The organism is Rothia sp. LK2588 (assembly GCF_040946465.1).
Taxonomy (GTDB): Bacteria; Actinomycetota; Actinomycetes; order Actinomycetales; family Micrococcaceae; genus Rothia.
The window spans coordinates 72,606-83,685 of sequence record NZ_JAYWLS010000004.1 but is presented as its reverse complement, the minus strand read 5'-3'; the positions used below and the strand labels follow the sequence as shown (position 1 = coordinate 83,685).

The 11,080-nt window shown below is 63.1% G+C and carries 12 protein-coding genes; 9 read left to right on the top strand and 3 right to left on the bottom strand.

Annotated elements, in window-relative coordinates; genetic code table 11:
* The first annotated feature begins 62 nt into the window (after positions 1–62).
* The 9 genes from rimP (at position 63) to VVR12_RS09005 (ending at position 8,845) form a co-directional block, all read left to right on the top strand.
* Positions 63–641, top strand: coding sequence for a ribosome maturation factor RimP (gene rimP / locus VVR12_RS09045; protein WP_368550891.1), 579 nt, complete (start codon positions 63–65; stop codon positions 639–641).
* Between the two features lie 128 nt (positions 642–769).
* Entirely contained in the window at positions 770–1,795 is a 1,026-nt protein-coding gene (nusA, locus tag VVR12_RS09040; protein WP_368550890.1) for a transcription termination factor NusA, read from the top strand.
* Positions 1,796–1,990: 195 nt separating this feature from the next.
* Complete coding sequence (locus VVR12_RS09035) at positions 1,991–2,185, top strand: YlxR family protein (RefSeq protein WP_368550889.1); 195 nt, start codon at positions 1,991–1,993, stop codon at positions 2,183–2,185.
* A gap of 223 nt (positions 2,186–2,408) precedes the next feature.
* Complete coding sequence (gene infB, locus VVR12_RS09030; RefSeq protein ID WP_368550887.1) at positions 2,409–5,321, top strand: translation initiation factor IF-2; 2,913 nt, start codon at positions 2,409–2,411, stop codon at positions 5,319–5,321.
* A gap of 191 nt (positions 5,322–5,512) precedes the next feature.
* Complete coding sequence (gene rbfA / locus VVR12_RS09025; RefSeq protein ID WP_368550886.1) at positions 5,513–5,953, top strand: 30S ribosome-binding factor RbfA; 441 nt, start codon at positions 5,513–5,515, stop codon at positions 5,951–5,953.
* A 7-nt stretch (positions 5,954–5,960) separates the two neighbouring features.
* Entirely contained in the window at positions 5,961–6,995 is a 1,035-nt protein-coding gene (gene truB, locus VVR12_RS09020) for a tRNA pseudouridine(55) synthase TruB (protein WP_368550885.1), read from the top strand.
* Entirely contained in the window at positions 6,992–7,366 is a 375-nt protein-coding gene (locus VVR12_RS09015; RefSeq protein WP_368550884.1) for a hypothetical protein, read from the top strand. Before truB ends, VVR12_RS09015 begins: the two co-directional genes overlap by 4 nt.
* A 32-nt stretch (positions 7,367–7,398) precedes the next feature.
* Positions 7,399–7,857 (top strand): hypothetical protein, encoded by a 459-nt coding sequence (locus tag VVR12_RS09010; protein ID WP_368550883.1) that lies wholly within the window; start codon positions 7,399–7,401, stop codon positions 7,855–7,857.
* A 31-nt stretch (positions 7,858–7,888) separates the two neighbouring features.
* Positions 7,889–8,845 carry a bifunctional riboflavin kinase/FAD synthetase gene (locus VVR12_RS09005; protein ID WP_368550882.1) on the top strand — a complete coding sequence of 319 codons (957 nt, stop codon included), beginning with the start codon at positions 7,889–7,891 and terminating at the stop codon, positions 8,843–8,845.
* 54 nt (positions 8,846–8,899) lie between these two features.
* On the opposite strand, the gene VVR12_RS09000 is transcribed toward VVR12_RS09005, so the two are convergent.
* The 3 genes from VVR12_RS09000 to VVR12_RS08990 are packed head-to-tail and all read right to left on the bottom strand — an operon-like array spanning position 8,900 to position 10,967.
* Positions 8,900–9,727 carry an aldo/keto reductase gene (locus VVR12_RS09000; RefSeq protein WP_368550881.1) on the bottom strand — a complete coding sequence of 276 codons (828 nt, stop codon included), beginning with the start codon at positions 9,725–9,727 and terminating at the stop codon, positions 8,900–8,902.
* Positions 9,724–10,500, bottom strand: a complete 777-nt coding sequence (gene mtnN, locus VVR12_RS08995; protein ID WP_368550880.1) for a 5'-methylthioadenosine/S-adenosylhomocysteine nucleosidase — start codon at positions 10,498–10,500, stop codon at positions 9,724–9,726. The genes VVR12_RS09000 and mtnN overlap by 4 nt, the downstream gene beginning before the upstream one ends.
* On the bottom strand, positions 10,500–10,967 hold the full coding sequence (locus tag VVR12_RS08990; RefSeq protein ID WP_368550879.1) for an S-ribosylhomocysteine lyase: 468 nt from the start codon (positions 10,965–10,967) through the stop codon (positions 10,500–10,502). The genes mtnN and VVR12_RS08990 overlap by 1 nt, the downstream gene beginning before the upstream one ends.
* Positions 10,968–11,080: the final 113 nt, after the last annotated feature.

Below are 11,080 nucleotides of genomic sequence, written 5' to 3'. Positions count from 1 at the left end.
AAGCCGCATGGGTAAAATGGGGAATTCAACGCGTACCCCATCCACCTGGGAAGGTATTAACTATGGCAAAGCAGAACGAACCCAATGCCCGCGCTCGCCGAGCAGCCGAACGCGCGGCGTCCGGCGCGACCGTGGCGGAACCCAAGGCGAGCTTCCTCGACGTTTCGCAGGTGCGCGCCGAGTTAGAGCAGGCCGCCGCCGAATTCGGGTGTGTGGTGGAGTCGGTGACCGCCAAAGGCTCCGGTGCTAACCGTACCCTCGAGGTCGTGGTCGATTACGCCGAGGGCACCGAACAGCTTTCCCTGGACACCATTGCCGAAATCTCGCAGGCGATGTCGGCTCGCCTCGACGCAACCGACGACGGCGAAGCCCCGTACATGCTCGAGGTCTCCTCCCCAGGAGCCACCCGCCCATTGCGCGAGACCCGTCACTGGGAACGCTCGGTGGGCCGCCTCATCGCGGTCACTCCGGCAGAGGGCGACGGTTACCTCGCCCGCCTGATTGAGGTCGGGCAGGTCGGGCCGGTGTTGGCGCGGAAGAAGAATACCAAGAAGGGCCAAAAAGAGTCGTACAACCCCGAAGAAACCGTGCGGTGGGAAGCTATTTCTTCGGCGCACGTCGAAATCGAATTCAATCACTAGCCGAAAAATTCGCTAGAATCTATCCATAACAACAGAATTTGTGCGGGAGTACTCGCGTGAATTGACCACAGCGGCGGTGCCGGGGCGCTCATGGCGTCCCGGCCCTGTTCTACCGAGAAAGGCCTGCCATGGACATTGACTTGAGCAACCTGCGACTTCTTGGAAATGAGCGCGATATTTCGATCGACGAGCTCATTCCGATGATCGAAAGCGCCCTTTTGCTGGCGTATCAGAAGCAGCCCGGTGCCATCAAGGATTCCCGCGCCGAGATCGACCCGGTGACCGGCACCGTCACCATTTGGGCTCCCGAGCTTGACGAAAACGACGAACGTATCGGCGAGTTCGACGACACCCCGAACAATTTTGGACGCATCGCGGCGTCCACCGCACGTCAGATCATCTTCCAGCGCCTGCGCGACGCCGAAGACTCCCACCTCTTGGGTGAATTCCGCGACCGCGAGGGCCAGCTGGCCTCCGGCGTCATCCAGCAGGGCCCCAACCCCCGCATGGTTCACGTGGACTTAGGTACTGTCGAGGCCGTTCTGCCGCAGTCCGAGCAGGTGCCCGGTGAACGCTACCCGCACGCCTCGCGTCTGCGTGCCTACATTCTCGAGGCTCGTCGCGGCCCCAAGGGCCCCTCGATCGTGCTCTCCCGTTCGCACCCGAACCTGGTTCGTCGCCTCTTCGAGCACGAAGTTCCCGAGATCCAAGACGGCTCGGTGGAGATCATGGCGGTTGCCCGCGAGGCCGGCCACCGCACCAAGATCGCGGTGACCGCGAAGAAGCCGGGTATTAACCCCAAGGGTTCGTGCATCGGTGAAATGGGTTCCCGTGTGCGCGCGGTGATGTCGGAGCTCAACAACGAGAAGATCGACATCGTCGACTACAACGACGATCCTGTGGCCTTCATCTCGGCTGCGCTTTCCCCGGCCAAGGTCAAGAGCGTGACCGTTACCGATCAGCGCACCTTCTCCGCCCGCGCCGTCGTGCCCGACGACCAGCTCTCGCTGGCTATCGGCAAGGAGGGGCAGAACGCCCGCCTGGCCGCGAAGCTGACCGGTTGGCGCATCGACATTCTCTCGGAATCCCGCTACGAGCAGGCTCTCGCCGAGGCGAAGAAAGCAGGATTGCAGTCGGAAGAAGATGCGAGCTAAACCACTTACTTGCACCACAACCCCTCATGGGGGATAAACTGGTATTTGGTTAACATGACTTCTGTGTAGCCGCTTGCCACCTCGGTGGCGAGCGGCGCAGATATTTCTCGGTAAAGGAGGGGACCCCTGAGCGATCCCCAGCGTACCTGTATCGGGTGTAGAGAAACCTGTGCTCAGCACGAACTCGTTCGCCTCGTGTGTCGCACCCCCTCAGGCCAAGACGTGCCCGAGGTCGTCTGCGATGAACGGCGCGAACTCCCCGGACGCGGAGCGTGGATCCACGTGGATCCGAAATGCGTGCAGGCCGCCCACAAAAAGGGCGCGTTTCACCGAGCGTTTCGCGGACGGGTCAACGCCGCTGAGCTGGACATCCCGGGTCTTCCCGGGTGAGCCGGTTTATGCGAACCGAATGTAAGTCAACGAGTTTGACGACTTCTTACATCGAAAGCGAGTCAGAAAACTGATGGAAACCCAATGAGTGCCGCACGATGAGTACCCACCTGTGCTCTCACCACGGCAACCCGTACGGCGTAACGCGCCTTCGCGTTACGCGGTTACATTTGAATAACTGAAGGTTCGCGCCTGTTGTGGCGTGAGCCAGAACAGGAGAAAAGTGGCAAAGCCCCGCGTACACGAGATCGCTAAAGATCTCGGCATTACGTCTAAAGAAGCTGTCGCAAAGCTTCAGGAACTTGGCGAATTCGTCAAGGGCGCCTCTTCCACCGTGGAACCCCCGGTAGAGAAGAAGCTGCGCGCAGCATTCCCGAAGTCGGATGCGGCGAACAAGTCCGCCGAGAATTCCGGCACCAAGTCTTCCTCTGCTCCCAAGCCGGGAGCAAACCAGTCCGCTCCTCAGCCGGGAGCATCTTCCGCGAAGCCGGGCCCCAAGGCACCGAGCTCCGCATCGAACGTTAAGCCGGGTGCTCCTCGCGCCCAGCAGCCCACCGAAACCAACGAGTCGGCCAAGCCGGCTAGCTCCTCGGCATCGGGCGCTGCAAAGCCCGGTCCGAAGCCTGCGGCCAAGCCCTCCGGCCCGCGTCCGGGTAACAACCCGTTCTCGACTTCTCAGGGCATGACCCGCAACGAGGCTCCGAAACCCGCTGCCGCTCCCAAGCCCGCGCCGAAGCCTGGTGCAGCCGCACCGAAACCCGGTGCCGCACCCAAGCCGGGTGCCAAGCCCGGTCCGCGCCCCGGCAACAACCCCTTCTCCACTCAGCAGGGGATGGGTAAGCGCAACGAGCGTGGCGGTGGCCAGGGCGGCCCGCGTCCTGCCGGCGGTCGTAACAACCCCCGCAGCGGTGGCCCGCGCCCCGGTGGTGCAGGCCAGGGTGGCCCCCGTCCTGCCGGTGGTGCTCGTCCGCAGCGTCCGGCGAACGGCGGAGCTCCGCGTCCCGGTGCAGAGCGCACCGCCGCACCGCGTCCGGCAGGTGGCGGCAACCGCCCCTCGCCGAACATGATGCCCAAGATGACCAACGTGGGCGCCCCCAGCTCGAACGCCGGTGGCGGTCGCGGTGGCAACGGCCCGCGTCGTGGCGGACCCGGCGGCGGCTTCAACCGCGGCCCCGGTCGCGGTGGCCCCGGCGGTCGCGGAAATGCCCAGGGCGCTTTCGGTCGCGGTGGCGGCAAGCGCGGCAAGAAGTCGAAGGCAGCTAAGCGTCGCGAGCAAGAGCAGTTGCAGGCACCTAGCGTGGGCGGCGTTGTCGTTCCTCGCGGTAACGGTGACACTCTGATCCGTCTGCGTCGCGGTGCGTCCATCATGGACTTCGCCGAGAAGATCAACGCTAACCCCGCCTCGCTGATCACCGTTCTCTTCCACCTGGGTGAGATGGCTAACCAGAACACCTCGCTGGACGGAGAGACCTTTGAGCTGCTCGGTGCCGAACTGGGTTACAAGATTCAGATCGTTTCGCCGGAGGACGAAGAGCGCGAGCTGTTCGAATCCTTCGACATCGACCTCGAAGGCGAAGCGGAGTCTGAGGGCGACGACGTTCTCGAGTTCCGCCCGCCGGTAGTGACCGTCATGGGTCACGTTGACCACGGTAAGACCCGCCTGCTGGACGCGATCCGTAACACCAACGTCATCGAGGGTGAGGCCGGCGGCATTACCCAGCACATCGGTGCGTACCAGATTCATACCGAGGTTGAGGGCGAAGACCGCGCGCTGACCTTTATCGATACCCCCGGTCACGAGGCGTTTACCGCTATGCGTGCCCGCGGTGCGAAGGTCACCGATATCGCGGTTCTCGTGGTCGCAGCTGACGACGGCGTGATGCCTCAGACCGTTGAGGCGCTCAATCACGCCCAGGCGGCTGACGTGCCGATCGTGGTCGCGGTCAACAAGATCGATAAGGACGGCGCTAGCCCCGACAAGATCCGTGGTCAGCTCACCGAGTACGGCCTGGTGCCGGAAGAATATGGTGGCGACACCATGTTCGTGGACGTCTCGGCTCGTCAGAACCTGAACATTGACGAACTGCTCGAAGCCATCTGCCTGACCGCAGACGGTGCCCTGGAGCTGAAGGCTAACCCCGATAAGGAAGCCCGCGGCGTGGCCATTGAGGCCAACCTCGATAAGGGCCGCGGCGCGGTTTCCACCGTGCTCGTACAGTCCGGTACCCTGCGTATCGGTGACGCTATCGTGGCCGGTGTGGCACACGGTCGCGTGCGTGCGATGTTCGACGAAAACGGCAATGCGGTGGAAGAAGCCGGCCCCTCGCGTCCTGTGCAGGTGCTGGGTCTGTCGACCGTGCCCCGCGCAGGTGACACCTTCATCTCGACCGAAGAAGAGCGCACCGCTCGCCAGATCGCCGAGAAGCGTGAGGCAGCCGACCGCAACGCGATGCTGGCCAAGCGCCGTAAGCGCGTGACCCTGGAGAACTTTGACTCCGCAGTGGCCGAGGGCAACATGGACACCCTCAACCTGATCATCAAGGGCGACGTCTCCGGTGCCGTGGAGGCCCTGGAAGAGTCGATCATGAAGATCGAAGCCGGCGGCGACGAAGTTCAGGTGCGCGTGATCCACCGTGGCGTGGGTGCGATCACCCAGAACGACGTCAACCTGGCGACCGTGGACTCCGCAGTCATCATCGGCTTCAACGTTCGTCCCGCAGAGCGCGTGACCGAACTGGCCGAGCGCGAGGGCGTCGAGATGAAGTTCTACTCGGTGATCTACCGCGCGCTGGAAGACATCGAGGCCGCTGTCAAGGGCATGCTCAAGCCCGAGTACGAAGAGGTCGAACTCGGTTCGGCGGAGATCCGCGAGGTCTTCCGTTCCTCCAAGTGGGGCAACATCGCCGGCTCGATCGTCAAGTCTGGCCTCATCAAGCGCAACGCCAAGGCTCGCTTGGTGCGCGACGGCAAGGTGGTTCAGGACAACCTCACCATCGAGTCGTTGCGCCGCTTCAAGGACGACGCCACCGAGGTTCGCGAAGGATACGAGTGTGGTATTGGCCTCGGCTCCTTCAACGACATCAAGGAAGGCGACATCATCGAGACCTGGGAGCTTCAGGAGAAGCCCCGCGACTAATCGATGCGCTTTCGGTTGGCTCTCTGCTGAGGCAGCGAGCTAGTCGATGACCAACCTTCACGGGCGGGGTACCTCAGCGGTGCCCCGCCCGTGTTGGTGATGACGCCGACGCAGACTGATTCAAGCCGCCGGCGTCGAACAGATAAACTTGTGCCTAGATCAGCACAAACCAACTACACAGGAGACTCACCATGGCTGACGCAGCACGCGCGGCACGACTGGCAGATCGCATCAAAGTCATCGTTGCTCAGGCGCTGGAGCGCCGCATCAAGGATCCCCGCCTGGGATTCGTGACCATTACCGACGCGCGCGTGACCAACGACCTGCAGCACGCCACCGTCTACTACACCGTGTACGGCACCGCCGAGGAGCAGGTTTCGACCCAGGCCGCGCTGGAATCCGCCAAAGGCATCCTGCGTTCGGAGGTTGGCAAGAACATCACCGCGCGCCTGACCCCGACCCTGACCTTCGTCTCCGACGAGGTGCCGGTCAACGCCGCTCACATCGAAGACCTGCTACGCAAGACCCGCGAGCGCGACGCCGAGTTGGCAGAGGCTTCAGCCGGTGCTACCTACGCCGGCGGGGAAGACCCATACAAGAAGCCCGAGGCCGACGAGGACGACGAGGCGTAACGGGGCGTTGGCAAAGAAACAGCATGTGGGCCCGTCGGGCCTGGTGGTCGTGGACAAGTCCGGCGGCATGACCAGTCACGACGTGGTGTCTCGCGTTCGCCGCTTGGCCGCCACACGGAAGGTCGGCCACGCGGGCACGTTGGACCCGATGGCGACCGGTGTGTTGATCCTCGGTGTGGGCAAAGCGACCAAGTTGCTGACGTGGATCGTGGGGGAGTCGAAGACCTACACCGCCACGATCCGTTTGGGACTGGCGACGGTCACCGATGATGCCGAGGGCGAGGTGACATCCGTTGCCCCGGCCGACCGTGTGAACGCGGTGAGCCGAGAAGACATCCAGGCTCAGGTGCAGCGTCTGACGGGCGAGATCATGCAGGTGCCGTCTTCGGTCTCGGCGATCAAGGTTGACGGAGTGCGCTCCTACGCCAAAGTTCGTTCGGGTGAGGACGTCACTCTGCAGGCGCGTCCGGTGACGATCTCGCGTTTCGAGGTGCACGATGTGCGCCGGTTGAGCATCCCCGCCGTCGAACTGTCCGATGCGGCCGAGGCGGTCGACTTGAGTGGCGACTCGTTGCCGGTCATCGACTGCGACGTGACGGTGACCTGCTCATCGGGCACCTACATCCGCGCCTTGGCGCGCGATATCGGTGTGGGCCTGGGTGTGGGCGGCCACCTCACGGCCCTGCGCCGCACGCAGGTGGGGCAGATCGGTCTCGACGCCGCTTATGACCTCGAGGAGCTTTCTCAGCAGCGTGAGAAGCGCGGCGCGCTCGAGCTCTTCCCGCTCGAGGACGCCGCCACCGCGCTGTTCTGCACCCGGCGCGTCTCCGCCGCCGAGGCTAACGACCTGGCCAACGGACGCCGCATCCCACCCAGTGCTGAACCGAGCGATCCCACGAAGAAGTTCGCTCACATCACCGCGGCTTTTGCGCCGAACGGGACGCTGGTGGCCCTGCTGGAGAACGATACGTTCCGCGGTGAGAAAGTTGCCGCACCGACTCTCGTCTTCGAGGCGGGAAGCGTTTTTGAGGAGATATCATGATCGCCGGTTACGATCTCTGGTTCTGGATCACTCTCGTCCTAGGATTGATCTCCTGCGCTGTGTGCCTGGTGCAATTCGCTCGTGGCGCGGCCCCCGACGACTTCTCCCAGGGCTCCGTCATCGCGTTGCAGGGGTGGTTGTTCATCTACCTGGTGGGTTCCATCATCATGCAGGTTGTGACCGACGGCCCCGGCGGTGATTGGCTCGAGTATTACGGGTATCTGCTGACCGCGATGGTGATTCCCGCCGGCGCGTTTACCTGGTCGATGTCCGAACGCACCCGGTGGGGCACGCTGGTATTGGCGCTGGTTGGCCCCGTGCTGATCGTCATGGTTCAGCGTATGAACGTCATCTGGTACTACTACCACTAGTCACTGGCCGCTACTACTTTCAAGGATGATCCGTGCAGAATCACTCAACCGAACACCCCTCGGCACCCGCTGCGACAACGACCGGTGAGCCCGGCGTCCCCGCTAAGAACCGGGGTTTTGGCCGCCTGCTTATCGTTATCTACTGGGTATTTTCGCTCTCCGCCACCGCCCGCGCCGGGTATCAGTTGGTGCGTAAGTTCGACGAGGCGCCGGTGTCTATTGCGCTCTCGGCATTGGCCGCGGTGATCTACATCGTGGCTACCGTGTTCCTGGCGAAGAAAGACAAGACCTCCTGGTCGATCGCCGTGACCACGATTTCGATCGAGCTGGCGGGCGTGTTGCTGGTCGGTATCTATTCGCTGATCCGCCCGCAGGACTTCCCGTTGGCCTCCGTGTGGTCGCACTTCGGCCAGGGGTACGGCTTCGTTCCTCTGGTGTTGCCGATCGTCGGTTTGTGGTGGCTTTTCCATACTCGCCGCAGCGGCAAGTAGGATTGAGCTCAGAGAGAGAAGGGAGGCAGACGTGGAAATCTACCAGGATCTCAGTAACTTCCCGGCCGATTTCGGCCCGTCTGTGGTGACCATCGGTAACTTCGACGGCGTTCACGCCGGTCACGCGGCCGTGCTCGGAAAGGTGGTCGAGTTGGCCGAGGAGCACCAGTTGGTGGCCACGGCTGTCTCCTTCGACCCGCACCCCTCGCAGGTGCATCAACCGCAGTCCCCGGTGGAGCAGATCATGGGGCAGGCGGATCGCAAACGGTTTTTGGCCGAAGTTGGGATCGACGCCTACGTGCTGATCCATTACACCCTGGCCTTCGCGCAGCAGACTCCGGCAGAGTTCGTTCGCTCCACCTTCGTGGAGAAACTGCACGCCAAGTTCGTGGTGATCGGTGACGATGTGCGGTTCGGCCGCAACAATGAGGGCGACCTGGCGACGATGCATCAGCTCGGCGCCGAACACGGCTTCGAGGTGGTCACCGTTGCCGACCTGATGGCCGACGCGAGCCGCCGCTGTTCTTCCACCCGCATCCGTCAGCTCTTGGCGCGCGGCGAGGTGGCCGAGGCGGCGCGGTTGTTGGGGCGTCCGCACTTGATGAGCGGCGAGATCGTGCACGGCGCCGCCCGCGGCCGGCAGCTGGGATTCCCGACGGCCAACCTGTCGTTCGATGCTGAGGGCTTCATCCCCGCCGATGGGGTTTACGCCGGTTGGCTGACCGACGCGTCCGGACGCCGCCACCCGGTTGCGACCTCGATCGGCAAGAACCCCACGTTCGACGGTATCGAACGCACCCAGGTGGAGGCCCACGTTATCGATCGCCCCGAGAGCGAGAGCATCGAGGATTTCAATCTCTACGGGCAGCACGTGATCTTGGAGTTCGTCGCGCAACTGCGCGACATCGTGGCCTACACGGGCCCGGAAGCTCTCATCGAGCAGATGCAGAAAGACGTGGCCGAAGCAAAGAGGGTGCTGGGAGTCTAACCCCCAGCACCCCCTCGACACGCCATCACGCGGGCCGCATAGCGGCTCTGACGTTTAGTACTCTTCGTGCGTTGTAGGGTCGAAACCGAAACCGGAAATTCCGGTCTCAAGCATCCGCAGTTGTTCCATGTGCTCCTCGGAGAGTTCCCAGCTGAAGACCAGAAGGTTCTCCTGAGCCCGCTTCAGTTGCGAGGTCTTAGGGATCGGCAGGAAATTCTTCTGCACGGCCCACCGCAAGACCACCTGCGCCGGCGTTGCGTGCACCTCGCGCGCGATCTCGAGAACGGTCGGCGAAGACAGCAGATCGGATTTACGACCCAGCGGGGTCCAGCATTCGGTGATGATGGAATTCTCGGCGTGGAAACGAGTCAACTCTTCGCGCTGGAAGAAGGGGTTGAGCTCCACCTGATTCAGCACCGGCTTGACCCCGGTCTCCGCCACGATCTGTTGCAGGTGCTCGGGCAAGAAGTTCGAGACACCGATCGATTTCACCAGACCCTGTTCGCGGGCGTGGATCAGACCCTCCCAGGCCTGAACGAACTTACCTTGCGAGGGGTTGGGCCAGTGGATGAGCGCCAGATCCAGGTAATCCAACCCAGTGCGGGACAGCGACCCCTTGACGGCTTCCACCGCCGAACGCATACCGTGAGCGTTGCCGGGAATCTTCGAGGTGACAAAGAGGTCATCGCGGTCGACACCGCAGTACCGCACGGCGCGCCCGACGACCTCCTCATTCTCGTAGCGCACGGCGGTGTCGATGAGGCGGTACCCGAAGCGGATGGCCTCGGAAATCTGGGCTTCCCCGGCCGCGCCCCGCAATCCGTAGGTGCCCAGGCCGATCTGGGGAATTTCTCGGCCGTCGTTCATCGTATGTGTTCTCATGGCTTGTCCTTCAGGGAAGTCGGGGAGTTTACGCTAAAGCGCTTCACCAGGTCGAGGGTGAGGGCCGCGGACCGAGGCCCGACGATCTCCACTCCTAAATGGAAGTCTTGGTCTGCTGCCGGGCCGCACAGGTCGGAGATGCCACGTACAGCGATGAAGGGGACCCGCAGGCTGTCGCAGACCTGCGCGATGGCGGTGGTTTCCATATCCACCGAAATGGCGCGGTCAAAAAGCTCCCGCGTATTCGCAACGTTCGCGGCGGTCACGAAGGAGCCACCGGCGAGCATGGTGTCGCAGAAGACCGTACCTTCGCCCCGGTAGTCGGCCGCGGCGTCCTGAGCGATGCGCAGCAGTTCGGGCGTGGTGGCGAAACGCTCGGGCATGCCCGGCACCTGCCCGCGGACGTACCCGAAGGCGGTGGCATCTGCATCAGCATAGGTGTAGTCGGTGCCCACCGCGAGATCGCCGACGTTAATGTCGGAACGCAAGCCACCAGCGGTACCCGCAGAGACAACGAGCTCACATCGCGAGGCGATCTGCAACGCGGCGGTGATGGCGGTTGCGGCGTTGACCAAACCGATCCGCGAGCGCACCAACAGCAGGGGGAGCGAACCGTGGTCGGTCTGCACCGCCCGAGGGTAGATGCGGGCCTGACCGAAGTCGAGGGCCTCCCCGGCCTGTTCGGTGAGTTCCAGGAAGGGCGCGGCCTCTTCGTCCATCGCCACCTGGACGATCGCCGCGGCGTCCACGGCAGGCAAGGAGATCGGCGACACTACGCCATCACCTGTTCCCACTCGTCGCGACGGTCGAGGAATTCCTTGACGGCGGCCTGCGCCTCGGCCAGCGAGTGGTTGGCGCCCCAGCCGCACTGGATCTCGTTGGCGGCGGGCACCTCGGTGGCGTCGAGCAGGTCTTGCATGGTCGCGGCCAAGATGGGGAGGAACTCTTCGGGCTCGAGGCCGTTGGTCATGGCGTAGAAACCGGTCTGGCAACCCATGGGGGAGAAGTCGATGAGCTTATCGGTGTGGTTACGCATGTGGTGAGCCGTCATGTGTTCGATCGAGTGCACGGCTTTCATTCCCAGGTGGCCCTTGTTGGGCTGGGTGAAACGCACATCGTACTTGATCAGCTCAACCCCGTCGCCCAGCTCGGTGCGGCCAGCGACACGCACATACGGTGCGGCCACGGCGGTGTGGTCAAGATCGAAAGATTCTACGTTGGTCTGCTGTGTTTTCGTCATGCATCTATTCTTTCGCACAATGTCACCGCACACCACATTGGCGGGCAACGGTGTTGCGTCACGGGGCCAAAGTGTGGTCTGGGAGTCAAATGTACAGATTGACGTGATGGAGG

What these genes read in the sequence shown, in the direction of transcription:
- rimP (WP_368550891.1), top strand. Translation starts at nt 63, where the DNA reads ATGGCAAAGCAGAACGAACCCAATGCCCGCGCTCGCCGAGCAGCCGAA.
- nusA (WP_368550890.1), top strand. Translation starts at nt 770, where the DNA reads ATGGACATTGACTTGAGCAACCTGCGACTTCTTGGAAATGAGCGCGAT.
- rbfA (WP_368550886.1), top strand. Translation starts at nt 5,513, where the DNA reads ATGGCTGACGCAGCACGCGCGGCACGACTGGCAGATCGCATCAAAGTC.
- VVR12_RS09015 (WP_368550884.1), top strand. Translation starts at nt 6,992, where the DNA reads ATGATCGCCGGTTACGATCTCTGGTTCTGGATCACTCTCGTCCTAGGA.
- VVR12_RS09000 (WP_368550881.1), bottom strand. Translation starts at nt 9,727, where the DNA reads ATGAGAACACATACGATGAACGACGGCCGAGAAATTCCCCAGATCGGC.
- VVR12_RS08990 (WP_368550879.1), bottom strand. Translation starts at nt 10,967, where the DNA reads ATGACGAAAACACAGCAGACCAACGTAGAATCTTTCGATCTTGACCAC.